Origin of the sequence: Ornithinimicrobium flavum, from assembly GCF_004526345.1 — a bacterium.
Classification (GTDB): domain Bacteria; phylum Actinomycetota; class Actinomycetes; order Actinomycetales; family Dermatophilaceae; genus Ornithinicoccus; species Ornithinicoccus flavus.
In genome coordinates, this window is sequence record NZ_CP038213.1 from 467,350 (window position 1) to 492,399 (window position 25,050).

At 67.3% G+C, this 25,050-nt stretch carries 18 protein-coding genes and 6 pseudogenes; 12 read left to right on the forward strand and 12 right to left on the reverse strand.

Annotated elements, in window-relative coordinates:
- Positions 1 to 24: 24 nt before the first annotated feature.
- Complete coding sequence (locus E3Z34_RS02185; RefSeq protein WP_134774691.1) at positions 25 to 498, reverse strand: Hsp20/alpha crystallin family protein; 474 nt, start codon at positions 496 to 498, stop codon at positions 25 to 27.
- Positions 499 to 648: 150 nt separating this feature from the next.
- Here E3Z34_RS02185 and E3Z34_RS02190 point away from each other — a divergent pair, with 150 nt between their 5' ends.
- Positions 649 to 975: a MerR family transcriptional regulator gene (locus E3Z34_RS02190; protein WP_134772294.1), complete on the forward strand. Its 327-nt coding sequence runs from the start codon at positions 649 to 651 to the stop codon at positions 973 to 975.
- On the opposite strand, the gene E3Z34_RS02195 is transcribed toward E3Z34_RS02190, so the two are convergent.
- Positions 914 to 2,191, reverse strand: a complete 1,278-nt coding sequence (locus E3Z34_RS02195) for an AI-2E family transporter (RefSeq protein ID WP_238695304.1) — start codon at positions 2,189 to 2,191, stop codon at positions 914 to 916. The two genes, E3Z34_RS02190 and E3Z34_RS02195, sit on opposite strands and share 62 nt — an antisense overlap.
- A gap of 380 nt (positions 2,192 to 2,571) precedes the next feature.
- On the opposite strand from E3Z34_RS02195, the gene E3Z34_RS02200 reads away from it, so the two are divergent.
- Together E3Z34_RS02200 and E3Z34_RS02205 are read left to right on the forward strand one after the other, a co-directional pair.
- The gene (locus E3Z34_RS02200) at positions 2,572 to 2,979 is read left to right on the forward strand and encodes a DUF305 domain-containing protein (protein ID WP_238695305.1); all 408 of its coding nucleotides are present in this window, start codon (positions 2,572 to 2,574) and stop codon (positions 2,977 to 2,979) included.
- Between the two features lie 13 nt (positions 2,980 to 2,992).
- The gene (locus tag E3Z34_RS02205) at positions 2,993 to 3,757 is read left to right on the forward strand and encodes a potassium channel family protein (RefSeq protein ID WP_134772296.1); all 765 of its coding nucleotides are present in this window, start codon (positions 2,993 to 2,995) and stop codon (positions 3,755 to 3,757) included.
- On the opposite strand, the gene E3Z34_RS02210 is transcribed toward E3Z34_RS02205, so the two are convergent.
- The 4 genes from E3Z34_RS02210 to E3Z34_RS18090 form a co-directional block, all read right to left on the reverse strand.
- Entirely contained in the window at positions 3,744 to 4,181 is a 438-nt protein-coding gene (locus tag E3Z34_RS02210; RefSeq protein ID WP_158288581.1) for an IS5 family transposase, read from the reverse strand. The genes E3Z34_RS02205 and E3Z34_RS02210 overlap by 14 nt on opposite strands.
- A 27-nt stretch (positions 4,182 to 4,208) precedes the next feature.
- Entirely contained in the window at positions 4,209 to 4,892 is a 684-nt protein-coding gene (locus tag E3Z34_RS02215) for an IS110 family transposase (RefSeq protein ID WP_134772298.1), read from the reverse strand.
- Positions 4,893 to 5,374: 482 nt separating this feature from the next.
- Complete coding sequence (locus E3Z34_RS02220) at positions 5,375 to 5,911, reverse strand: hypothetical protein (protein ID WP_134772299.1); 537 nt, start codon at positions 5,909 to 5,911, stop codon at positions 5,375 to 5,377.
- Positions 5,912 to 6,932: 1,021 nt separating this feature from the next.
- Complete coding sequence (locus tag E3Z34_RS18090) at positions 6,933 to 7,160, reverse strand: hypothetical protein (protein ID WP_202977007.1); 228 nt, start codon at positions 7,158 to 7,160, stop codon at positions 6,933 to 6,935.
- A gap of 1,026 nt (positions 7,161 to 8,186) precedes the next feature.
- On the opposite strand from E3Z34_RS18090, the gene E3Z34_RS02230 reads away from it, so the two are divergent.
- The 3 genes and pseudogenes from E3Z34_RS02230 to E3Z34_RS02240 all read left to right on the forward strand — a co-directional run.
- Entirely contained in the window at positions 8,187 to 8,735 is a 549-nt protein-coding gene (locus tag E3Z34_RS02230; protein WP_134772300.1) for a hypothetical protein, read from the forward strand.
- 27 nt (positions 8,736 to 8,762) lie between these two features.
- Positions 8,763 to 9,237: pseudogene (locus E3Z34_RS02235) on the forward strand (SDR family oxidoreductase); the annotation flags it as partial.
- 1,436 nt (positions 9,238 to 10,673) lie between these two features.
- Positions 10,674 to 11,195 (forward strand): annotated as a pseudogene (locus E3Z34_RS02240) (IS3 family transposase); the annotation flags it as partial.
- A gap of 176 nt (positions 11,196 to 11,371) precedes the next feature.
- Here E3Z34_RS02240 and E3Z34_RS02245 read toward each other — a convergent pair.
- Complete coding sequence (locus E3Z34_RS02245) at positions 11,372 to 11,986, reverse strand: transposase family protein (RefSeq protein WP_158288583.1); 615 nt, start codon at positions 11,984 to 11,986, stop codon at positions 11,372 to 11,374.
- A gap of 696 nt (positions 11,987 to 12,682) precedes the next feature.
- On the opposite strand from E3Z34_RS02245, the gene E3Z34_RS02250 reads away from it, so the two are divergent.
- The 4 genes and pseudogenes from E3Z34_RS02250 to E3Z34_RS02265 form a co-directional block, all read left to right on the forward strand.
- The gene (locus E3Z34_RS02250) at positions 12,683 to 13,354 is read left to right on the forward strand and encodes a hypothetical protein (RefSeq protein ID WP_134772303.1); all 672 of its coding nucleotides are present in this window, start codon (positions 12,683 to 12,685) and stop codon (positions 13,352 to 13,354) included.
- 142 nt (positions 13,355 to 13,496) lie between these two features.
- Positions 13,497 to 14,156, forward strand: coding sequence for a transposase family protein (locus E3Z34_RS02255; RefSeq protein ID WP_158288584.1), 660 nt, complete (start codon positions 13,497 to 13,499; stop codon positions 14,154 to 14,156).
- Between the two features lie 527 nt (positions 14,157 to 14,683).
- Entirely contained in the window at positions 14,684 to 16,144 is a 1,461-nt protein-coding gene (gene ltrA, locus E3Z34_RS02260) for a group II intron reverse transcriptase/maturase (protein ID WP_134772305.1), read from the forward strand.
- A gap of 104 nt (positions 16,145 to 16,248) precedes the next feature.
- Positions 16,249 to 17,056 (forward strand): annotated as a pseudogene (locus E3Z34_RS02265) (ISL3 family transposase); the annotation flags it as partial.
- A gap of 57 nt (positions 17,057 to 17,113) precedes the next feature.
- Here E3Z34_RS02265 and E3Z34_RS02270 read toward each other — a convergent pair.
- A pseudogene (locus tag E3Z34_RS02270) lies at positions 17,114 to 17,461 on the reverse strand (transposase); the annotation flags it as partial.
- 156 nt (positions 17,462 to 17,617) lie between these two features.
- Between E3Z34_RS02270 and E3Z34_RS17580 the strand changes: the two are divergent.
- Positions 17,618 to 17,779, forward strand: a complete 162-nt coding sequence (locus E3Z34_RS17580; protein ID WP_158288585.1) for a hypothetical protein — start codon at positions 17,618 to 17,620, stop codon at positions 17,777 to 17,779.
- A gap of 120 nt (positions 17,780 to 17,899) precedes the next feature.
- A pseudogene (locus tag E3Z34_RS02275) lies at positions 17,900 to 19,299 on the forward strand (IS1380 family transposase).
- A gap of 312 nt (positions 19,300 to 19,611) precedes the next feature.
- On the opposite strand, the gene E3Z34_RS02280 reads toward E3Z34_RS02275, so the two are convergent.
- The 4 genes and pseudogenes from E3Z34_RS02280 to E3Z34_RS02295 all read right to left on the reverse strand — a co-directional run bounded on the left by E3Z34_RS02280 (position 19,612) and on the right by E3Z34_RS02295 (position 24,849).
- Positions 19,612 to 20,007, reverse strand: coding sequence for a hypothetical protein (locus E3Z34_RS02280; RefSeq protein WP_134772306.1), 396 nt, complete (start codon positions 20,005 to 20,007; stop codon positions 19,612 to 19,614).
- A gap of 464 nt (positions 20,008 to 20,471) precedes the next feature.
- A complete protein-coding gene (locus tag E3Z34_RS02285) occupies positions 20,472 to 21,839 on the reverse strand; it encodes an IS1380 family transposase (RefSeq protein ID WP_134772176.1) in 1,368 nt (455 codons plus the stop codon).
- A gap of 811 nt (positions 21,840 to 22,650) precedes the next feature.
- A pseudogene (locus E3Z34_RS02290) lies at positions 22,651 to 23,923 on the reverse strand (IS256 family transposase).
- 419 nt (positions 23,924 to 24,342) lie between these two features.
- The gene (locus E3Z34_RS02295; protein ID WP_134772307.1) at positions 24,343 to 24,849 is read right to left on the reverse strand and encodes a hypothetical protein; all 507 of its coding nucleotides are present in this window, start codon (positions 24,847 to 24,849) and stop codon (positions 24,343 to 24,345) included.
- Positions 24,850 to 25,050 lie beyond the last annotated feature (201 nt).

Consider the following 25,050-nt stretch of genomic DNA (forward strand, 5'->3'; position numbering starts at 1 on the left):
CTCTCCCGTCCGGGCCCGCCCGGGTCAGGCGTCGATCGCCTGCCGCTCGGTCGAGCGGGACACCTCCTGCGGCCCCTGGGAGCCGTCGGAGGACGCCGTCGACACGCTGATCTTGCGTGGCTTGGCCTGCTCGGCGACCGGGACGCGCAGCGTCAGCACACCCGCGTCGTAGCTCGCCTCGATCCGCCCGGTGTCGAGGTTGTCGCCCAGCACCAGTTGGCGGCTGAACACGCCCCGCATCCGCTCCGCGGCGAGCATCTCCCGCTCGTCGTCGCGGACGGGACGCTCGGCCCGCACGGTGACGACGTTGCGCTCCACGTCCAGGTCGATCGAGTCGGCCCGGACGCCAGGCAGGTCGAACTCGATGACGAAGGTGTCGCCCTCCCGCCACGCGTCCATGGGCATGACCGAGGGGCGGGCCGCCGTGCCGTTCATCCCCGAGAACATCTGCTGCGACAGCCGGTCCAGCTCGCGGAACGGATCGCTGCGCATGAGCATCGAGACCATCGTGGGCTCCTTCCTTGGATGCTGTGGTGATGTCACGATCAGTCGAGTAAATCTGTTTCGACTGATATAGATTTCATAGCACCGTGTGTGACAGGATGCAAGTCCGTCGACGGACGGGGTCATCGACTGGCAGGAGGCGACATGACGGACGGTTCCAGGCCCCACGACTCCGACCGAGGTGTCTACGGCATCTCCGTCGCGGCGGAGCTGGTCGGTCTGGCGGCACCCTCCTTGCGACTCTACGAGTCCCAGGGGCTGCTCGAGCCGGACCGGACCCCCGGCGGGACGCGGCGCTACAGCATCAACGACCTGGAACGGCTCCGAGCCATCGCCGAGCTGCTGGACGCCGGCGTCAACCTCACCGGCATCGCCATGATCCTGCGGCTGCGGGAGGAGAACGAGCGGCTCACGGCCGAGGGGCACCGTCTTCGGGCGGAGCTGGGGGAGGCCCGGCGGGGCCGGCCGTGACGTGGCCGTCCGGGGCTCCTGCGGAGGTGGTGCCCCTGCCGTCCTGCCCCTGCTCGGTGTCCGCTGCCTCGTCGCTGGGCGCGGTCGACTGCCCGCGCATGAGCTGGTAGCGCCAGCGCTGCGCACCCGAGGCCCTCGCCCTGGCGTGGCTCTGCGGGTCGAGCGGGTCGTCCCCGAGCACGGGATCCTCCCCTGACTGGTAGCGATCGGTCCAGAGCTGGATGATGGTCCACCCGACGGCGGTGTAGGGCACCGCCAGGATGGCACCGAAGATGCCGCCCACGATCGTGCCGATCGTGAGAGCGAGCAGGACGACCAGCGGATGCAGGCTGAGCGCCTGACCCATGATGACCGGCTGGAGCAGGTCACCCTCGACCTGGTTCACGACGATGACGATGGCCAGGACGATGAGCGCCTCGACGGGCCCGGTCGTCACCAAGGCGACCAGGGCGGCCAGCACGCCCGCGACGGTGGCGCCGACGATCGGGATGAAGGCGCCGACGAAGACGATGACCGCCAGCGGCAGGGCGAGAGGCACTCCCACGATCGCCAGACCGATCCCGATGAGCACGGCGTCCACGGCTGCCACGATCGCCGTGCCGCGCACGTAACCCCCCAGCACCTCCGCGGAGCGGTCGGCGGACTCGGCCAGCTTGGCCCGGGTGTCTCCCTGGAACCACCGCAGGGTGAAGTTGGCGATCTTCGGACCGTCCTTGAGGAAGAAGAACAGCACCACGACCATGAGGATGACCCCGGCGAAGAACTCCGTGGCGGCCGAGAGGCCGGTCAGGGTGCTGCTCGCCATGCCCGCGACGTCGCCGCTGACGACGGCGTCGACGACCTGCTGCGCCAGGTCGTCCACGGCGGTCGTGTCCACCGGCAGGGGGCCGGTGCGCAGCCAGTCCTGCAGCTGCTGCCAGCCGTCCACGGCCGAGGACTGGAGGGTCTCCCACTCGTTGCGGATGGCCAGGACGACCCCACCCACCACGCCCCCGACGACGGTCAGGATCCCGACGAAGGCCGCGATGGTCGCCAGGAGGTGCGACCACCCCTTGCCCACGAGCCATCGCACGGCGGGAGACACGGCCGCCCCCAGCACCAGAGCGACCAGGACGGCCACCACGACCACCTTGATCCGCAGCAGGAGCCAGAGCACCCCGACGGCGACGGCGGCGACGAGCAGCGTCTGCGCCGCCCGTGACGCCACCCGGCCCATGCCGTCGGACCAGGCTCCCCCAGGCTGTGAGGCCCTCGACACCGATCGGGAGGAGACCGGTGGGTCCTGAGCTGGCGGCGTGGGCTGGGTGGCCATCGAGGTGAGCTCCTGCCGGGGATCGTGTTCTTCCCGGCGCCGCACCGACCGCGCCGGGACGGTCGGGTCCCGACGTGCAGGACAGGACCCTTCCTTCTAGTGTCGCAGGGCGACCACCCGGAAGGAGTTGGTCATGTCCACCCCGAGCAGCAGCACGATCAGGAGCGCAGGCACGAACGAAAGATGTACCTCGTGTTCGCGGCCATGATCGCCACCTCGACGGTGACGATGTTCCTGCTGACCTACACCAACACCTGGGCCTGGGCCCACGTGGCTCTCAGCGAATGCGGGTCTACATGGCCCTCATCATGGGCTCGGCGATGGCCATCATCATGCTCGCCTTCATGTGGGGGAGGATGTACAAGAAGGTGGCGGTCAACCTCGCCATCGTGACTGGTGCTCTCTTCGTGGGGCTGACTGCGCTGTGGCTCGCCCGCTCCCAGACGCTCGTCGACGATCAGGCCTACATGAACGGGATGATCCCGCACCACTCCATCGCCATCCTCACCAGCGAGCGGGCCGACATCGACGACGTGCGGGTCCGGGAGCTGGCCGACGAGATCATCGAGGCCCAGCGCAGGGAGATCGCCGAAATGACGTGGCTCGTCGACGACATCGAGATCAACGGCGTGGTGACGACCGAGCAGGAGGCCGAGCAGCGCCCCGTCCCCGAGTTCCAGGTCACTCCGTGAGAGGCGCGTGGTGATGGGGGTCGTCCTGACGCTTGCCGGCGTCCTTCTGCTCCTGGTCGGGCTGCACGACATGTTCCACACCCTCCTGCACCCCACCGGGCAAGGAGCGTTGACCCGGATCGTGCTCGCGGGCACCTGGCGGGTATCCCGGGCGACCGGGCACCGCCTGGGCTCGGCGGTGGGACCGGCAGCCATGGTGGGGGTGATCCTGATGTGGGTCGTGCTCCAGATCCTCGGGTGGGCGTTGGTCTACCTGCCGCACGTCCCGCGCGGCTTTCTCTACGCGTCAGGGATCGACCCTGCGGACTACGCCGAGATCGCCCAGGCTCTCTACCTGTCCGCCGTGACGCTGACCACCCTGGGCTACGGGGACGTGGTCGCGACCGACCAGTGGATCCGACTCGCCACGCCACTGCAGGCCCTGACCGGCTTCGCGTTGCTGACCGCTGCGCTGACGTGGTTCATGCAGATCCACCCGCCGCTGTCCCGCCGACGAGCTCTGGCGCTGGAGCTCAAGGGCCTCGCCCACCTCGGATGGGCCGACAACCTGGCCGAGCTGGGGGTGGTCACGGTGAGCAGGATGCTGGACACCACGGCGGCCAAGGTGAGCAAGGTCAGGATCGATTTCGCGCACAACCGCGAGGGCTTCTACTTCCAGGAGGACGACCATGACCTCGCCCTGGCCCGTCAGCTGCCCTACGTGCTCGAACGGCTCCTCGTACAGGTTCCCCCACCCGTCCTGACCAGCATTCTTGTCATTCGGTTCAGCCCCCCGTGACCTGACCGAGGACCTCGGTCAGCGCGGGCGTCGACGCGTCCTTCGCCACGGGCTCACTCTGGTCATCGGCAGGCTTCTCGCGCGGCAGGTTGGTCGCGTGCTGGTGCGCCAGGCTGACCGTGGAGTCCACGCTGACCGTCCACTCGACCTCCCCGGCCGCGTCGGCTCTCGCCAGCAGCGCCTGATGGATCTTGTCCCACGTGCCGTCCTGGCTGAACCGCCGGTGGCGTTTCCACACCGTCTGCCATGGCCCGAACGACGCCGGCAGGTCACGCCAGGCCAGGCCGCACCGGTATCGGTAGATCACGCCCTCCACAACCTGCCGGTGATCACGCATCGGACGGCCCGTCCTGGGCCGTTGCGGCGGCAGCAGAGGCTCGATCAACGCCCACTGCTCGTCCTCAAGAAACGCTTCACGATTCACGAGCCCCACACTCCCCGACCCCGACCCTCAGCCTTTGGAGACGACACGCCCTAGGGCCTTGAGCTCCTTGTCCGCGGCCTTGGTCCGGGCGTAGATCGTGGCCAGGTCAGCTGTCAGTTCCAGGGCGTGGGCCTTGCGGACCTTGCCGGCCGCCGTGGTGGGGCGGACCTTCTTGAGCAGCTCCTTGGCCTGGGCCGCGGACAGGAACGTCTTGGCTCCGCCGGGGATGAGCTCGAGCAGGAGCTTGTGCAGCTGGCACACCTTGCGGGTGTGCTCCTCGCCCAGGGAGCGGCGCCGGTCCACGCACATCCGCAAGATCTCGAGCTGCTCGTCATTGACGACCGGGCGCAGTCCGGTCATGCGGACCCCGACCAGGGCGATGGAGTGGGCGTCGGTGGCGTCGGTCTTGCGGCCCTGCCCGGTGGTGAAGATCCGCACCCGCGCCGACATCTTCGCCGGCACGTCGACCACGTCCTCACCGTCGGCGACCAGCCGGTCCGCGACGTGCTTGCCGATGCCGGCGCAGCCCTCGACCGCCCACACCCGGTGCGGCCACGCCCGGGCGTAGGCCAGCAACCGGCCGTACCCGTCGGCATCGGTGCCGAACCGTCCACCGCCCACTAGCGCCTCGTCGGCGGTCATGACCTCGATCGTGACGCTGGGCTTGTGCGGGTCCATCCCGATCACGACCCGCGGTGACTGCTCGTCCATGCTGTGCTCCCTTGCTCGCGACAACAACGGTGGTGTCGAGCTGGGAGGGCACCGCTACGTACGGCTGGGCATACCCCTCTTGAGCCTCTCGCAGCCCTGGCGGTGACCGGGACGACGCACGCCAATTGTGAGCCTCACACCCGGGGTGTGGGCAGCCGCAAAGAGGACGACCGTCCCGGTCACCTAGAACCGAGCCTGGCCGGCCCAATCCTGCCGTCTATGAAACACGTAGCCGCGTGGCGCGTTCATACCCCACTCCCCGGTGCGAGGGAGGCTCCAAGATCTGCCCGTCCGGGAGGGGCCCTCGTCAGGGGGATACGACCAACTCGGATACGCAGAGTCTCCAGTCCTGGTCTGCGTAAGCCCGTGACCCGCGGACCGGGCTTTCCGCGCGCAATTCTTGCACCGGGTTATTCGCGGGCGACGCCAGGACGGGCAGGCTCGAGACGCCCAGTCCAACTGATCCTGTTGGGCAGTGGAGGTCATGCGTTCGCCCTGTACACGTCGGCCATGGTCGGTTCAGGGCAGGCTTCCCGCGCGGAGAGGTCTCCCGAGGCATCGGTCGCCTCGTGGGCGAACCACGGAGGTTGGATATCGGTGCCACCTTCGTACATCGCGAGGTACAAACTAATAAAGATCTCACGACTGCTTGGATCGGTCACCGGGTATCCCCCCGCCAACAAGCATTCCCTCGCCTGGAGCTGAAGATCATAAAGGGTGCCGAGCTCCTCCCGAGTCATCGGATCGCCACCCGGGACTGGCCCCGCCTCGGCTTCGCACGCCTGGATGGCCTCTTCGAAAGCAGCCCGCTGCTCCGGAGGCGGGTCCCAAATGTCGAGCCCGTCCCCAGCCATCTGCGCCCTAAATCCTGCCTCCCGCAGGCATTCGCCCTTGGTCTGAAGCCAGGCGCGCTGCAGATCCTCCAGATTACGTGGCCGGGCGGCCGGAGCGCTCGGCGCGGCTCCGTGCGCGGGTGACGTAGCGGGCACCGGTGCGGAAGCAGTGTCTGCACTGCTCACCTCAGTGGAGCGGACAGGGGCGTTCGCGCCAGCTTCCCCCGAACCTTCTGGACCAGCAAGACAAGCTCCCAGAAGCAGTGGGAGAGCGGCAGCACCCAATATCGCCGTTCTCAGTTTCACTGGCGATCACGGATTGCGGCAGATGCCACGCGTGTTGCTGGAGTCGAGATTCGCCGGCGTCGTCACATGCCAGTAACCGCCATTGTACGTTCCGTACACATATCGCGTCTGATACTGCGTGCCGTTGACAAACTCTCTATAGAAGTTCTGTCCCGGGCCTTTCACCTGGGTAGTCCCCGAGGTCCGGGCCTGCACCCAGGGGTCTGACGGCTGTATGCAGTCGATCCGATAGAGGTACCCATCCTTCTGCGCAGCGAATGCTGGAATAGCTAAACCTACGACAAGTAATCCCCCCAGAAGTGATCCTACGATCTTCCGCCCTGTCCCCTGCATGACTGCCTCCCTAGTCCAGGTGACGGTTGCCCACGATGGCAGCGTCAGAAGCGCAGACACTATGGGATGGGAACGCGCGGGGTCAACCCTGGCCCCGGCTCGGGGGGGGAGGGTGCGCCTGGCCCGTCGTGTGTGTCGCTCCAGGTTTCGCTCCGCCCGCCGAGGCATCCGCTCTTGCCGCAACTGGTAAGCAGTCGGGACCCGCTTTCGACATGCGTGGCAGACTCCAACCATGTGCCATCAGCACGTGGAGCTTCACGCCCATGAATGAGGTTAGTTAGCGGGTGAATGCGCGCAGGGCCCGGGGAGGAGCGTGCGTGGGATGGACTCTGCTCGCCTGTGGACTGCTCGCTTCCTGTAACGGTCCCGACGGTGACACCTCGTCTCCGGACACGGCCCGCAGCACAGTCCAGGAGGTGGCCCGTGGGTACTACGCGGACATCGCTCAGTGCCTTACCGACCAAGGGTTCCCCACGACCTACGACCCGGACGAGATCCGGATGGAGATCAAGGCGGACGCTGCGCAGGACCAGGACCTCCAGAAGGCAGAGGCGCACTGCCGACGTGTTCACGGTCCGGCCTCGACCTCGTCCCCGGCCTTGCGGACGGTGATCGAGGACCGCAGCAACGGGGAGGGCTTGGTCGTGGCAGTGCCGCGCAGCTGCTCCGTGGCCTTGGCCGGTGCCAGGTACCGGTCGATCGTGGCCGCGCTCATCGACAGCAGCTCGGCCCGCACCTCGGGGCTGTACCTGCCCTGCGGGTCCAGCCGACCCGATCCCTGCAGGGGCGAGCTCACCATGGCGTTCCTGGGCGTCGAGTTGGGTGCGCATCGAGGCGGCCAGGTACTTCCCGCACTGCCCTCCGGAGGCCGCCCACACCCGCTGCAGCACCTTGGTCGCGTCGTAGGAGTACTTCGGTGCCCGCGGCCGTCGGGGCCGGGTCGCTACCTGCCGGCCCGACCCCGGCGGCGACTTCGCCGCCTCGGTCAGCCGGCGGCGGGCGTTGTCCCGCGACCAGCCGGTCACCGAGACCACCTCGTCCAGGATCTGGCCACGCACCTTCTTCCCCGCGCTCACGTACGTCCTGGCGTACCGCGTCGTCACCTCGGCACGAGACCTCATCGACAGCCCACCATCCATGTCCCAGGGTGGCACCCAGCAGCCCCCTCGTTTCGCGGGCATTCTTAGTTGAGGCACCAGGCCCGTTTCGCGGGCACTTTAGGTGAGTCTCGTCGGATCCTTGACGAACACGGGCGCTAGGCCTAACTTCTTTTGTACATCAAAGGAGTCAACGATGACCAAGATGAAGTTCTATGCTGTTAGCCTGGCAGTGGCGCTGCTTCTCAGCATCCTGCCAACGGCTGGAGCCTCGGCGGCGTCGAGTTCTGGACAACTCGGCTGCTCGACCAACTTCCAGCCCGCTCTCACGACCTACACACAGTCGTACCTCACGCACACCCACACGCACACGTCCTCGAGTGGCAGGACCGAGACGTATAGAGGACAAGGGACGCTGCGTTTCACGTCGCAGGCACCTTTCCTTCACACCAGGTGGACGGCGACCAATCACTCGTGGGAGGCGTGGGACCGGACGCCGTGGATCCGGTGCGTGTCTCGCCCGCTCTAGGCCGAGGGTCGGGGAGGACAGCGACGTGCGTCGCTGTTCTGACCATAGCCTCGAGCGTTCTGCTCGCAGCCTGCGACGCGGGTCGACCGACCCGCCGAGCGCTGATACACCGACGACCCCCGAAACAGAGACGGCTTCGCCACCGCCCACGCAGGCGGCCGGCGACCTCAATGACGAGCCGGGCGACGTTTCCTCGGTGGACGAGGAACTGCCTGAGTGGGAGCCTCCGGTCTTCACCCGGGAGGACTGGCTGAGTTGGTCGAACTACGACCTCGATGAGTTGCCCGAGGTCGCCGTGATCCGGGAGATCAACCTTGAGGAGCAGGAGGAGGTCATCATCGCCTGCATGGCCGACCAGGGATTCAGCGGTGAGTACGATGCCCAGAGCGGGGGGACCAGATGGAGCTATCCCACCGAGCAGCAGGACGCGTTCACGCTGGCGATGTATACCTGTGACGCGAGCTATCCGCTCGCGCCGGAGTACTACCAGCCCTACTCGACCGAGCAGCTGGTGCAGATCTACTCGTGGCAGGTCGAGCAGACCCTGCCCTGCGTAGAGGAGCGCGGTTACGAGGCCGGGGAACCGCCGACCCTGACGGCTTACGTCGAGTGGTACTCAGAGCGGATGACGCCGATGTGGGACCCGCTCCGGGAGGTCATCGGCCAGACCGACGACCAGTCGTTCAGGGAGTTGGAGCAGGACTGCCCCGGCCTCCCGCCCGCCGACCAGCTCTACGGCAGCTGACCTCGGTATCGGCCAACCTCTGGGCGAATCGGCTTCGCCCCCCGGGGCGCGTTCGACCTCATGAACGCCGCCTGGTCCGACGTCGCGACCGCGATGCAGGTGAGCGCGTACTCGCTGAAGTCGCTGGCTGCCGCGGATGGGCCAGGGCGGCTCGATCGTCGGGCTCACCTTCGACGCGCAGTACGCCTGGCCGGTCTACGACTGGATGGGCGTGTCGAAGGCGGCGTTCGAGGCGACCAGCCGTTACCTGGCCCGCGACCTCGGGCCGCTCGGCATCCGCTCCAACCTGGTCTCCGCCGGCCCGATCGCGACCACCGCGGCCAAGTCGATCCCGGACTTCGAGCAGTTCGCCAAGTGGGGCGAGCACTCGCCGCTGGGCTGGGACGTCAAGGACCCGGTGCCCGCCGCCCAGGCCTGCGTGGCGCCGCTCTCCGACTGGTTCCCCGCCACGACCGGCGAGATCGTGCACGTCGACGGGGGCTACCACGCGACCGGGTTCTAGCCGGAGTGCCTTCAAGCCCTTTAGTCGTGGCAGGCGATCAGCGATCGTTTCACGGGTCGGCCGGTGTGGTCGTCGTGCAAGATGACAACAGTGAGGGCGAGGAGACCTCCAGATACGAACGATCACGCCGGCGAGGTTTGTCCGCCGTGGCTTCTGGGTCGAGCTCTACCTTGAAGGCGTCCTTGATCGACTCGGATGATCTGGCGCAACGAATTGGAGAATCCGGCGCCCAGCCGTTGGGCCACCGGTCGAAGATGTTGTGCGGGCTGCAAGGCGCCCTCAGCCGTCGGACTGGCGCCTGCCCGCCCACCTGGTTGAGGTCAACTCCCTGAGGGTGGGGATGGCGTTTCCTCGGGGGCAAAGAGCCCCCACGGATCAATCTGAGGGCAGTCTCGGAGCACCTCGTTCTCCCACTCCCATGGAGAGACCGCGTGGACTACCTCAGAGTGCGCGAGCCAAGGCGGCCCTGCCTCGGACTCATAGCCTTCGACAAAGGCCTCCTTACTGGACGGCTCCGCCACTGGGTAGCCGTGCTCACGCAGACAGGCTGCTGCTCGCAACTCTGCGTCGTACACGTCTTCCAACATTCCCCGATCGAAAGGAGGATTGAGAGGTACCGGCCCTGCCACCGACAGGCATTCAGAATCCAGGCCACCTTCAGAGGGCCGGTTCGGCACACTGAAACCTTCCCAGCCGCCTCCACGCCGATGTATGGGCTGCAGGCCCGCATCGCGAAGGCACTCGACGAAGGCACTTTCCCAGCGTCGATGCTCCAGCACGTAGTCGCCGTATGCCTCTCGGGCCGACCCGGCTGTCTCCTCCGATGACGGTGAAGCACCCGACGAACAGCCGGCTAGTGACACCGTAAGGAGGATTGCGGCGACTAGCCGGTCAAGCGGCAAGAAGGCACCAAGTTACGGTAGGTGTCATTGGCGACGACGCGGTAGTAGCCCCCACCTGTCATGCGACCACCGTCCGTGATCGTCCTGTAAACGCCGCCGGTGTTCTGCCACTCCGGGTAAGCTCCCCCAGTTTGCCAATCACCCGGGCCCCAGGTGTTGCCCGTGCCTCGCAACTGCAGGGTGATCACGCCTGTGTTGTTGTTGGGACACGGATGATGCCGAATCCCCGAATCGGCAGCCGCAGACGCGGGGCCAGCCATCGCGACGGTCAGCGCGATGCCAGCCGCTAAACCAGTCACCTTGCTTCTCAAGCGTGATTCCATGTCCCACCCCTTCGTTTTGTGCGACGCCGTCGTCGCCTCTGAGTACAGAGTGGCGTGTCTACACCCGATACGCAACCCCCGGGTAGGTAGAGAGTTGCGACGCACCGGTCAGAGGTGCACCTCGTAGTTAAACTAGTGGCCCGCGTTCAGTTGCTTGACGGTTGGCTTTCTTGAGGATCTCGTCTGCGGTCTTGGTCCAGACGAAGGGGTCGACTTCACCTACGTGGCGACCTTCGCCGGGTTCGTCTACGTCGCCTTCGCCATCGATGTCTTCTCCCGGATGATCGTGGGCTGGCGAGCGGCCAGGACGATGAAGACCGACCTGCCGCTGGATGCGTTGGACATGGCGCTGTGGCACCGCGGCCGCGCCGGGCACGACGTCAACGGCCTCGTACACCACTCCGACGCGGGCAGCCAGTACACCTCGATCCGGTACACAGACCGGCTCATCGAGGCCGGTCTCCAGGCCTCGATCGGGACCGTGGGCGACTCCTACGACAACGCCCTTGCCGAGAGCGTCAACGGCCTCTACAAGGCCGAACTCGTCTACTGGGAAGGACCCTGGCGAGGCGCGGACGATCTCGAGCTGGCCACACTCAGCTGGGTCGACTGGTTCAACCACACCAGAATCCACTCCTCGCTCGGCTACCGCACCCCTGCAGAGATCGAGATTGAGTACTACCGTCACAACCACACCGCCGAGCAACCGCTCGCGGCAGAACTGACCGTCTGACAAACTCGGGGCGATTCAGGTCGATGATGAAGAGGCTTCACAACACCCGGTTCCTTGCGTACACCTTCCCGTCTCGTTCACCAGGCACGGCCCGTCCGGTAGTGCCGAAGCGCCCTGACTTTGTCGCGGCTGCTCCCGCCCTCCCCGGCGATCCCCGGTTCAGGCTGCCGCCAACTTCACCCAGCCGCTACGACGACCAGACGATGCAGGTCTCTCACCTCCATCCGAAACAACAGCGCCTCGTGGCGCACCACGTGCTCATCCACGCCCAGGGTTGACACGCCGGCGAAGCGGGACTCGTCCTCGGCCGCCGCGGCCAGGATCGGCTTGATCGCGGCCCACACCGTGCGCCACCGCACACCGAGCTGGCGGGCCACGCCCTGCACCGAGGCGTGCTCCCTGCGGATCTGCCCGATGGCCCATCGCGCGGCGGGGGTGGTGAGCAGCCCGCGCGGGCGGACCAGGTCTGGTTCCTGCTCGGTGAACGTCCGCACTGCGCATCCGTCCTCGCGGCACCGGTAGCGGCGCTTGCGCCAGATGAGCACGACCGGGGTGTCGAAGCAGGGCGCGTCGACCAGCCGCACCGCCCGCCGGCTGTGCGCCTCCGCGACCCTCCCGCAGGTCGGACACCCGACCGGTGCCTGCGCCGACTCCACCGTCACGGTAAGCAGGTCCGGTTCCCGCCGGACGGCTTTCAGGTGCAGCCCGTCCAGGCCGACGAGCAAGTCGCAGTTGTCGCAGTACGCGCCGCCGGCGCTCCAGGCGCGGCAGCACGACGTAGGCTGATTCACGTCGAGGTCCTCGGAGATCAGGGTGAGGTAAGAGTCCTCTGATCATTGGGGACCTCGACACGTCCCGGCCTCACCCAGCGCGTCGGCGCGCCGCCCTCACCCCACCCTCAAAGACGAAGAGCCCGATAACTGTTGGTCGGGGCGAGATGGTTATGCCACGGACAGTCTCGGGCACGATCGTCTCACGAATGCTGAAGCCGGGTGCGGCGCGACCTGACTGATGTCACGATGTGGTCACGATGTGGTCCGCGAAGCGTTGCATCAACTAGGCGAGGGCACCATTCTGGCTGGGAACACGGGGCTTCCGTAGCAGTTTCCGGACGACGGAGTTCAGAATGCGACGTGAATGGATATTCAAGGGCGAGATGTGGAGCCGGTGGACGGCTGCGGGACTTGGTGGGTTGCTAGCTGTCACTCTGCTGGGCACGATTCCCGCTCAGGCAGCTGTGATCCGGTCGGGCACGGTCTACTGTAGCGCCGGCCAGCAGCTGATCATCTCCTCGGACACGGTTGGTCAAACTTACCATCGGGTCACCAACAGTTCAGGTTCCACCAGGACCTACAATCATGGCTTCCGCGACTACCCTTACCCGAGCAACACCAGGGCCGCAACCTGGACGGGGTTGCGAGTCGCGGCTGGCGAGATCGAAGCGCCGCACATACTGACAAGCCCACCCGGGCACCAGCGGTTCTACTGTGCCGGATGACGATGCCTTTACTGTCGACGTGGTCGGAAGGCGCCGACAGTGGGCAACAACCGTAGGGCTTGCCCTAGTTCTGACTGGCTGCGCTTCGGGCCCGGAGGGAAGCGCCGACGGGGGCGGCACAGCCTTGGCGCCTCTCACTCATGAGGAGGAGTTGGAACGCCTCGCCGTCGATTTTGGCTTGGATCCGAGGAGTCTGCCGCAGGTGGACGTGGTGCGCGAGATCAGTCCTGAGGAGTCAGATGAGGTTACTTCCGAGTGCATGACAGAGCAAGGCTTCCCGCCGGACCGGCAGGGAGGCACGATGAGCTGGACGACCCCGGACGGGCAGTTACTCGGCCTGAATACTGCGCTGTACGTTTGCCAGGCGAAGTACCCAGTGGCTCACCGGTATCGCGAATCCCTCTCGAGGGCGCAGCTGGAGCTGGTGTACGACCACCAGGTCGAGGTGATGGTGCCCTGCATCCGGGAGCTGGGTTACGACGTGCCGGAGCCACCGAGCCGCGAGCGATTCCTGGAGCGGGACGGGGCCTGGGAGGAGCTGGGGGAGTTGGAACCGCAAGTGGTCCAGGACGCCATCCGGACGGGCCGTTGGGAGTCCTACCAAGACTTTCTGGACGCCTGCCCGCCCATGCCCCCCCAAGATGTGCTCTACGGAGGCTGACGGCTTACTCCGCCCTCTATTGCGCGCATGGCAGGTTGGCGACTACCCGGATGCGGCAGACATCCGGCTCTTCGTCTTTGAGGGTGGGGTGAGGGCGGCGCGCCGATGCGCTGGGTGAGGCCGGATGGGGTCGAGGTCCCCGATGATCAGAGGACTCTTACCTCTCCTGATCTCCAAGGACCTCGACGTGAATCACCCTACGTCGTGCTGCCGCGCCCCGGGCGCTGGCAGCGCGTACTGCGACAGCTGCGACCTGTTTCTGGGCCTCGACGGCCTGCACGTGCTCGCCGTCGAGCGGTCCCCGAACCTGCTCACCGTCACGGTGGAGTCCGCGCCGGGCCCGGCCGGTTGCCCCACCTGCGGGGTGCTCGCCGAGGCCGTGGGTCGACGAACGGTAAGGCTGATCGACGCGCCGTGCTACACCACACCCGTCGTCCTGCTGTGGCGCAAGCGCCGCTACCGCTGCCGGGAGGATGCCTGCGAGAGGGTCACGTTCACCGAGCAGGAACCGGACCTTGCCCGTCCTCGCGGGTTGCTCATCACCAGGGCGGCACGGTGGGCGATCGGCCAGATCCGGCGCGAGCACGCCAGCGTCCAGGGCATCGCCCGCCAGCTCGGCGTGCGGTGGCGCACCGTCTGGTCCGCGATCAAGCCGATCCTGGCCGCCGCGGCCGAGGATGAGACCCGCTTCGCCGGTGTGTCCACCCTCGGGGTCGATGAGCACATCGTGCGCCACGAGGCGCTGTTGTTTCGGATGGAGGTGAGAGACCTGCATCGCCTGGTCGTCGTAGCGGCTGGGTGAAGTTGGCGGCAGCCTGAACCGGGGATCGCCGGGGAGGGTGGGAGCAGCCGCGACGAAGTCAGGGCGGTTCGGCACTACCGGACGGGCCGTGCCTGGTGAACGAGACGGGAAGGTGTACGCAAGGAACCGGTGTTGTGAAGCCTCTTCATCGTCGACCAGCTCGAACCCGGTGGATCTGGGCTGGTGAGCGGTGCGTACCTGCCCCTTGTGGTGGCTGCCAGCCAGGTGGCCGTCGGGGGGCAGGGAACTGTCGGGACGGTTGTATGTGTCGGGCCTGGCAGGTCGTGGTGAAGGTCTACGGCGTAGCCACGACGAGACCGCAGGGGCAAAGCCGGGCGCCTCGCCCGTTGACCGAGCAACAGTGAACGTGGGAACCGCCCGTAGTCCGTTCCCCGCCCTCGTGGCGGGGATAGGTCCGATGCCGACCGAAGGGTGCGGGTGGGGCGGAGCCGTCGTAGTACTCCGAGGCCGGGAGAGCCGGTCGCATGGGGAAGGACGGCAGCGAGAGGAAGCAAGGAGGGACTGTGATGTCCGAAGACGCGTCGGTGAACACCGGCGCCGTGATCTGGCCCGAGCATGAGTGGGCCCAGGTGACGGTACGGAGGATGCAGACCAAGCTGCATTGTTGGGCGGTCGGGGACCCCGGCCGCCGGTTCGACGATCTGTACAACCTGGTCTGTGACCCGGCGTTCCTGGTGGTGGCGTGGCAACGCGTCGCGGGGAACAAGGGGTCGCGGACGCCGGGGGTGGACCGGGCCACCGTGGCCTGGATCGCTTCCCGGATCGGGGTCGAGGAGTTCCTGAACGGCGTCCGCGCGCAGTTACGGGCGCGGACGTTCTGCCCGGTCGAGGTACGTCAGGTGGAGATTCCCAAGGCCAGCGGCAAGGTCCGCAGGCTGGGGATCCCGACCGTGACCGACCGGGTGGTGCAGGCGGCTCTGAAACTGGTGCTGGAACCGATCTTCGAGGCGGACTTCGCTCCGTGCTCGTACGGTTTCCGCCCGAACCGGCGCGCGCAGGACGCCATCGCCGAGATCCATCACTTCACCACCAAGTCCTACCACTGGGTGCTGGAGGCCGACATCGAGGCGTGCTTCGACAGGATCGATCACGTCGCCCTGTTGGACAGGGTCCGAACGCGGATCGGCGACAAGCGCGTGACCAGGCTGGTCAAGTCGTTCCTCAAGGCCGGGGTGATGACCACCACCGGCTCGCGGGAGGCGACGCACACCGGCACCCCGCAGGGCGGGATCTTGTCCCCGTTGCTGGCCAACATCGCCCTGTCCACGCTGGATGATCACTTCATCACCGCGTGGGAGCAACAGATGGGCACCGAGGTCCAGCGGCAGCGCCGCAAGCGACAAGGCAGGCCCAACTACCGTCTGGTCCGGTACGCCGACGACTTCGTCGTCCTGGTCACCGGGCAGCGGGAGCACGCCGAGCAGTTGCGGACGGAGGTGGCAGGCGTGCTGGCCCCGATGGGCCTGCGCCTGTCACCGGAGAAGACCCGTGTGGTCCACATCGAGGACGGGTTCGACTTCCTCGGCTTCAACATCCGTCGGATGCGCAGGCGAGGGAGCAACAAGTGGTTCGTGTACACCAAGCCCTCGAAGAAGGCGATCGCCTCGATCAAGGGCCGGGTGAAATCCATGACGTACAGAGCGACCCTGCACCACGATCCCGGGTACTTGTTCGAGTACCTGGGCCGGGTGCTGCGAGGGTGGGCCAACTACTTCCGGCACGGCGTGTCCAAAGCGACCTTCTCCGCGGTCGACTCCTATGCGTGGGAGCGGATCACGGCCTGGTTGCGGGACAAGCACAAGATCGGATGGCCAGAGTTACGGCGCAGGTTCTGCCTGCCCGGGACCTGGCGGCTCGCCGTCGACGGGCAACGGTTCCGGGGCGCAGCCAGCGTCTCCGTCGTCCGGTACCGCTACCGCGGCTACCGGATCCCGACCCCGTGGACACCGACAGTCACCACCGGCTGAGCAACAACCACCTCGTGGAGAGCCCGGTGCGGTGAGAGTCGCACGCCGGGTTCGGCGGGCGGTCCGGGGAAACGGAGCGACAGCAATGCCGCCACCGCGCCCCGGACCGACCCAACTGGCACCACGTCTCCACCAAGCCCGTCGCCGACGGTGGCCGCGGACCGAAGGAGCTCACCGGCATGGTCGACCTGACCAGATACAAGAACGGGCAGGTCAGGGCACGACTGCTCGACCTCGTCCCGGGCCGCACCAGGGCCGCCTACGCCGACTGGTTGACGGCCCGCGGCAAAGACTTCACCGCCGGCATCCGTGTCGCCACCCTCGGCCCGTTCCAGGGATACAACACCGCGATCGATGAGGAGCTGGCCGAGGCCACCGCCGTGCTCGACGTCTTCCACGTCGTCGCCCTGGGCACCAAGTGCGTCGACGAGGTCCGCCGCCGGGTCCAGCAGGCCTCCACGGGGCACCGCGGGCGCAAGGGCGACCCGCTCTACGGGATCCAGAACATCCTGCGCGCCGGCGCGGAGAACCTCACCGACAAGCAACGCGCCCGGATCGAGCGGGCATTCGCCGCGAACGAGGCCCACGATGAGGTCGACCTTGCCTGGCAGTGCGCCCAGCAGCTGCGCTCGGCCTACAAGCACGCCGACAAGGCCGAGGGCCGAGCGATCGTCGAGCGCATCGTCGCCTCCTTCCCCTCCTGCCCGATACCCGAGATTGCCCGCCTTGGTCGAACCCTGCGCAAGTGGAAGGACGCCCTCCTGGCCTACTTCACGACCAACGCCTCCAACGGCGGCACCGAGGCCATCAACGGCCTCATCGAGCTCCACCGCCGCATCGCCCGAGGCCTGACCAACTTCGAGAACTACCGCCTGCGCATGCCGCCTCATCGGCGGAGGCCTGAACCTATGACCCCACCCTCAAAGACGAGGAGGGTCTGTCCGATGAACGGTGTTTCCGGCGTTCATCTCAGAGGTTCTCCGCGGCCGGCATGCGGTCGGCGAAGGTGACGGCGAAAGCGTTGAGCGCGGGCTTCCACCGCATGGTCCATCGTGCCTGCCCGGTGCCCTTGGGGTCCAACCCGCGGGTCACCAGGTAGAGGCACTTCAGCGCGGCCTGCTCGGTCGGGAAGTGCCCGTGCACGGTCACCGCCCGTCGGTACCTGGCGTGCAAGCTCTCGATGGCGTTGGTGGAGAACAGCACCCGGCGGATTTCGACGTCGTAGGCCAGGAAGGGTATCAACTCCAACCGCAGAGCTGCTGTTTCATGGCGATGACACCGATCACCCGCTGACGCACGAGCTGGCGTGGCTGTCTCCCATTCGGCAGGTCGGGGTCGGTGCGCGTCCTGGTTATCCACGACCGCAGCCGACCGCCGTCCTGCACCGTTACCCGTACGACCGTGGCATCCTTCGTGCACTAACGATCTCTCGGCGGTCTCTTTGAGTACGTGTCAGCCCCCACCGGTGACAGCGTGAACTTCACCCGGCTGGGGAAAGTGGATGTCACCTTCCTGGACCACTCCGAGACAGTTCTGGGATCGACGGTGACCCACGAAGGACTCATGCTGTCTCCGGTCGAGGCCCCCGACGACCAGAACCTGATCCATCCGCTCCTGCCGCACGGAGGGCGCTAGCCCGGATCGTTCACGGGGTGGTGGTGTGATCGGCGTGTAGAAGCACCGAAGTGCTCCCTGATCAGGGAAGACTTGGACTTGTCTAAGGTCCCAGGTCGCCCAGCAGGAAGCACTCGGTAAGTGAAGCGTACGTCGTGGTCGTCGGGGTTGTCCGTCTCTGCTGATGGTGTCGGCGTGGTGGCCCACGCGGGCAGTGTGGGGCTGCGCCTGCTGGCGGAGCGCACCGGGCTGACGGCGGAGCTGTCCGCGGCGATGGCCCGCCGTTCGTTCGTGCCGGTCCACGACCGCGGCCAGGTGCTGAGCGACGTGGCGGTGATGCTCGCCGACGGCGGGGAGGCGATCGCCGACGTCGACGTGCTGCGCCACCAGGGCGGCGTGCTCGGGCCGGTCGCCTCACCACCGACGGTGTGGCGTGCTCTGGACGAGGTCACACCGGCCCGGGCCAGGAAGATCGCCGCCGCCGGGCCCGGGTCCGGCGCCACGTGTGGTCCCTGATCCCCGGTGGGTTGCCGGCCAGCAAGGTCGCCGGGAGCGACCTGGGACAGGTCGTCGTGCTCGATGTGGATGCCACGATCGTGATCGCGCACAGTGAGAAGGAACAGGCGGCGCCGACCTTCAAGCGGACCTTCGGGTTCCACCCCCTGGGCGTGTGGTGCGACAACACGAGTGAGTTTCTGGCCGCGAAGCTGCGCACCGGTCGTGCCGGGTCGAACACGGCCGTCGATCACATCGAGGTCCTGGCTGCGGCGATCGCCCAGGTCCCCGGCACCCACCGCAAGGACCTGCTGGTCCGCTCCGACGGGGCCGGTGCCTCGCACGACCTGCTGGACTGGCTCACCGGCCAGGGCAAGGTCCGCGGCCGCCGGGTGGAGTACTCCGTCGGGTTCGCGCTCACCGAGCAGGTCCGCGGCGCGATCGTCCTGGTGCCCAAGCAGACCTGGACCCCGGCGGTGGACGCCGACGGTGGTGTGCGCGAAGGCGGGCACGTCGCCGAGCTGACCGGCCTCATCGACGCGGACCTGCTCGCGACGTGGCCCGAGGGGATGCGGGTCATCGTGCGCCGTGAGCGGCCCCACCCCGGTGCGCAGCTGTCCCTGTTCGAGGAGGCAGACGGGTGGCGTTACCAGGCGTTCGTCACCAACACTGCCGTCGGGCAGCTGGCGTTCCTGGAGGCCCGCCACCGCGCCCATGCCCGCGTGGAGGACCGCATCCGGCACGCGAAGGATTCCGGCCTGGGACGCTTTCCCTCACGAGAGTTCGGCATCAACCAGACCTGGCTGCTGCTGACCGGCATCGCCGCCGACCTCCTCGCCTGGACCCGTCTGCTGGCCCTGACCGGTGAGGCCAAGCCCCTGGCCGCGTGCGAGCCCAAGGCGCTGCGCTACCGGTTCCTGCACGTCCCCGCCCGGCTCACCCACGCCGCCCGTCGCCGACGGCTGCGGATCCCGAGGTCCTGGCCCTGGGCGGCAGCGATCGTCGCGGTCTTCGCGAACATCGCCGCCATCCCCCGACACCCCTGACCGCCCCGTCCGCTCACGACCAGGAACCCGGAGAACCGCAGCCCGGCAGCGCCAGCCGGCGCTACCCCACGTCCACGCGCCGAATCCGAAAGGCGATGACCATCACGCTCGCGCCGAGCCAACCAGCCCGACCTCATGAAAGACCGGGGCTAGCCTGCGGCGCGTCCGACTTGCCGCTGATCGCGCGACCGTTCGCGCAGACGTCCGGATGTTCCATAAGCCTCCTACGAGGCTGGCCCCAGCCGCCGGGAAAGCAGACTCGGTGGTGGCGACGCCTCATGCGCGCAACACTCAGTCCCACCGCCCAGGAGTTCATGCCACTTCAGCTGGCCATAAGACGGCAGGTGCCTTGTCGGTTTCCGCCTGCGGCTCCGCGACGCCAAGGACGTATTTCCCGCGCATCGCCGGTGAAGCCAACCAGAGTCGCTGCCCAGTTTCGAGGGACGCCTTTCGAGGCGATTCGATGGTCCAGACAAGTTCTGTACCGTCGGTCTGACGCGTGGTGATCCTCTGGCCTTGCACCTTCGTCAGCACTGCAGGGACGGTTGAGTCCACCGATGGAGCAGCGGCTGAAAGTGAGTCCGAAGCTGTGATCCACCACCCCCCGATGACACCCGTGACAAGCCACGCGGCGCCAAAGAAGGTGGCCTGCTCCAGGGGTGAGTCCCACATCCAAACGGATAGCAGCGTCGTGAAGATCGACGCCATGAATGACAAAGACACCCAGCCCAGCCGCATTCTACGTTTCCGGGCTCGAGGAGCGGCCCGAAGATAGTCCGCAGCTTCCTGCCCCGTCATCGAGAGTCCACAAGTGATTCGAATCGATGCTCCCGCCGGTGCTCCCCTTCAGCGCCCCCCTGGTCTGTACGCATCCCCATGACCGGGACACTATCGGGGATCACTCGATCACGCACTCACATGCCGCTGCTGGTGAAGGGGAATCCGGATCGTCCTCGAGGTGCGTCTGGGGTAGATCCGGAAGGTCACGGTTCGATCGCGTTCTGTCCGTCTCGTGGTCCTCTGATCCTGGATCCGCCGAGCGGGTTTCGTGAGGAGGTCGCGCGTCGCTGAAGACGATTTTTGGAGCGGGTCGGGGTTCTGGGCGTGGGAGGTCCGCCGGTCTGCCCGGCTTTTCCACTTGTGGTCGTTCCTCGAAGGGTCAGGGGGCTGGGTCAGGAGGGGGCGTAGGCGGCGTCGTGGAGGCCAAGCCAGGGGTGCTGCCAGGGCCAGTTCGTGGGCAGGTGCAGGTGGAGTCGTCGGGCCCGGTTGGCGATCCGGGCGGGGATCTTGATCAGCTCGTCGCGGATCGTGGCGGGTCGGGCCCAGGCGTGCCGGGTCGAGGCCAGGACGCCGGCGGCGCGGGTCAGGTTGTAGGCGATCGCGGCCAGCACCGTCCACGCACCGTTGGCCGAGAACGATCCGGAAGGGACGTGAGCCAGCGGCCCTGATTTCAGGTCGGCGATGACCTGCTCGACGATCGCGTGGTCACGGTGCGAGGCCTCCGCGGCCAGCATGGACAGGGGTGAGTCGGTGAACACGGCGTGGTGGCGGTAGGTCGCGAACAGCTCGTCCTGCCCGGCCTTGGTCGCCTTGGGGTTCAGGCGTCTGACGCGGCGCACGATGAGCCGGGCGGTGACGTGCTCGGCCTTCTTCCGGGACGTGAACGCTGTGTACTCGACCTCGGTGACCTGGGCGTCGGAGACCCACCGGTCCTCGGCCTGGTCCCAGATCGCGTTCGGGTACTTGATGGACACCCAGTCGTCCTCGGGGATCCGGGAGATCGCGGCGGTCACGGCCGGGTCCATCCGGGCGGTCAGGGAGAACCGGGCCCCGGCCCGGCGGGTCGCGGCGACGACGTCGTGGTTGTAGTAGGCCGAGTCCGCGCGGACGGTCAGAGTGCCGGTGGCACCGGCCCGGCGGGCGGTGGCCAGCGCGTCGGCGATCAGCCGGGCCGCGCCGTGCGCCGAGGCGGCGTTGCCCTTGCGCAGCCTCGTGGCTGCGAGCACCGGTGCCGCGGTCGGGGTGGACAGGGTCGCGACCTGCACGTTCAGGCCCTTGACACCGGTGTAGCCGTACCCGACCCCTTCCTTGGCGTACCCGTGGGTCGCGCGGATCGTGTCGTCGACATCCAGGTAGGCGACCTGATCGGCGCCGGCCAGCAGGCCCGGGACGATACCGGCCAGGTTGGCCAGGACACGGGAGCCGACGGCGTCCAGCTGGCGGACGTGGCCGAAGGTGTAGCCGCGCAGGTGGGTGCCCAGCGTGGTCGGCGCCCGGAGTCCGGTGAAGACCCGGTCCATCCCACCGTGGCGCACCACGTCCATGTCCTCGATGCTGTCCGCGCCGGCGACCATGCCCGCGACCAGCGAACTGACCTTGAGGTCGGCGTTGGCGCCGGCCGAGCCGGGCACGCTGACGTGCCCGGCCACCAGATCCTCCAGCCCGGCCTCCTCGGCCAAGCCCATCACCGGGACCAGGCCGGCCGTGCCGATCAGGTTCGGGTCATCGAACACGGCGGAGATGTTGTGGCAGACTCGCATTATCGGGTGCTCCTGTTTTCTGGTCGATCGAACTGTCGCAAGTCCAATCGTCCCAGGTCACAGGGGCATTCGTGTGTTACGACCCGGCTTGGTCACCCAATACATCGGCGGATCGAGGCTGATCCGGACTGGCGCTACGTTCAGGCATGCGCAACCGGGCCACCGCCGTCCTCGTTATCACCGCCGGCTTCGGCGTAGTGTTCTGGCTCGGCACCGGACCCCTTGCGCTGCTGTACACGCCCCGTTGGGCTGCCGACGCGGTCCCCGTTTTCTTTGGTCCCCTGGCTCTGACCGCGGTCATGATGGTGCCCCGTTCAGCGCCTTGGAGTTTAGGTGGATACGGCGTGGGAGTCATCCTCGTTGAAGTGATCGGTGACCGGATATACCGGGCACAGCAGGCCCGCCTGCAATCGCAGTTAGCCGATCCCGGGTACTCACAGGACTGGGAACCGAGCCATCCCGGGTGGTGGATTTCGACCCTTATCTTCCTGACGTTGACAGGAATCGGGTGCTGGCGAGGGCGAGGAGCCGCCCGCCGCTCGGACGGAGCATCGGACCGCACACCTGCCCATGCCGGTTGACATCCCCGTCGATGGTCGTTCCACGCTTGCGCTTCCCCACAAGCCAGGTCCAGGCCAAGTTCCCGGCAACCTGACCTGCCGCCGACCGGTCAGCACTCCGTCGTCGCCTCAGCTCCGCAACACCTCGAGAAAAGAGCGCAGCTCCGCGTTCACGCCGACTCAGGCCCGTCGAGCGAGGGGGTAGGTTCCCCGTTGGGTCTGTCCGATGAGCGGTGGTTCTGGCATTCATCTCAGAGGTTCTCCGCGGCCGGCATGCGGTCGGCGAAGGTGACCGGCGAAAGCGTTGAGCGCGGGCTTCCACCGCATGGTCCATCGTGCCTGCCCGGTGCCCTTGGGGTCTAGCCCGCGGGTCACCAGGTACAGGCACTTCAGGGCGGCCTGCTCGGTCGGGAAGTGCCCGCGCACGGTCACCGCGCGCCGGTACCTCGCGCGCAGGGACTCGATGGCGTTGGTGGAGAACAGCACGCGGCGGATCTTCAGGTCGTAGGCCAGGAAGGGGATGAACTCCTCCCACGCCGCTCTCCACATCTTCGGGATCGCGGGGTAGGGCTTGCCCCACTTCTCCTCAAGTTCCTCGAACGCCGCCCACGCCGCCTCGACCGAGGGTGCGGTGTAGATGCGACGAAGGTCCTTGGCCAGCTGGTCCCAGTACTTCCGGGAGGCGTACCGCAGCGTCGCCCGGATGAGGTGGATCACGCACGCCTGCACGATCGCCTGCGGGACCGCGTTCACGGAGTCGGGCAGGCCCTTGAGGCCGTCGCAGACGATGAAGAAGACGTCGGCCACGCCGCGGTTCTTCAGGTCGGCCAGCACGTTCATCCAGACCTTCGCCGACTCCCCACCACCCTGCCCGGCCCACAGGCCGAGCACGTCCCGGCGACCCCCCAGGTCGACGCCGATCGCGGCGTAGAAGGGCTGGTTGCCGACCTGGCCGTCGCGGACCTTGACGTAGATCGCGTCGATGAAGATGGCGGCGTAGACGCCCTGCAACGGTCGGGAGGACCAGGTGGCCATCTCCTCCAGGACCTTGTCGGTGATCCGGCTGACGGTGTCCTTGGAGATCGAGGCTCCGTACACCTCCTGGAAGTGGGCGGAGATCTCACCGGTGGTCAGGCCCTTGGCGAACAGGATGATCGCGACCGCGTCCACGTCCGAGAGGCGCCGCTGTCGCTTCTTGACGATCACCGGCTCGAAGGTGCCGGCCCGGTCGCGCGGCACCGCGATGGTCACCTACCCGGCGGCGTCGGTCAGGACCGTCTTGGGCCTCGTGCCGTTGCGGATGTTGCCGTTGCCGGACGTGGGTGCCTGATGCTTCTCGTGACCGAGGTGCTCGGTCAGCTCCTCTTCCAGGGCCGTCTCCAGGACGGTGGCGGTGATCGCCTTGAGCAGCCCGTCCGGGCCGGTCAGGTCCTCCCCACGGGCACGGGCAGCCCTGACCAGCTCCCGGACCGCGGTGCGCTCGGTCTCGCTGCGCGAGACCGTCTTCCTGGCTTCCTTCGGCATCGAGCTCATGCTCGAGATCTTCTCGGTCATCTCATGACCTTCCCCGCCAGCGGTGCCGGCGCGTCGGGCCAGAAACACCGTTTAGCGGACAGTCCCCCGCCTTGCTGATTGTCAGCGGCTGCGGCAGCACTACGGCTGAGCAGGCTTCGGCCCCCAATCCCGCCTCGGCCGCCAGCGCACCCAACGTCGAGGCACCGACAGAAGCGAATGACGCAGAGGTCAGTCCGTCACCGCCGCAAGTCCCTGACGGGTACACCGGCCCGCACATTGAGGAACCCGCTCCAGTCCCAGCCTGCCCGGCGGTTAGGGCGAAGCTGTGGGCCACCAGCGGTAGGAGAGGGTCGGGAACGCCACCCTGACCGCACCCGAGAAGGAACACGGAAAGCAGCGGCGTCCCAGGGCGGGGCCACCCGGCGGACTCACGGCGACTTGTCCGCCAGCCAGGCGGTGATCTCGGGGCCCATGGGGTAGGGGCACGCTACTTCTGCCCGAAGATAGGCGTTCGGATCTTCAGGGTAGGGACTCCAGCGGTCGTCAAGGGCCTGCTCATTCCCTGCGTAGACGAGGTACTCGTTGGCGATGAAGGCGTCCACGCTCGGCGGCTCGGTCGATGGTGGGTAGCCACGCTGCCGGAGGCAGTCTGCTGACTCGACCAGGAGGGCGTGCTGGGCTCGGAGCTCGTCAGCTGAGTAGGGGATCTCGGTGGGAAGGGGCCCGAGCCTTTCCGTGATCGCCTCGTGGCATGCGGCTGACTGGGCCCGCCGAGCCTCGCGCTGATCTGATCCGCCGCCCGTGATCGTGATTCCCTCGCCGTCGTAGTGGGCGGGGAAGCCGTTCTCGGTGAGGCACGAAGCTTTGGCGGTCCACCACTGCCTGGCCATCTCGGCTTCGTTGCTCCGGTCGATCGGTGCCTCGGGGATGGCCATGCCCCACGCAGTCTCGCGGAGCGGGGCTGCCGTTGGGCCTCGCCCCGGATCGGGCTCAGCTACCCGCTGCGTGTGGGTTGCAGACTCCGTGGCCGGGTGACCGGAGTCGGTGCAGGCCGTCAGCGCCGCGCCAGCGGACACCAGGAGGATGACTGCACGGCTTCGGGGCAGGCTCACGGATTGAGACAGAAGGAGTAGGTG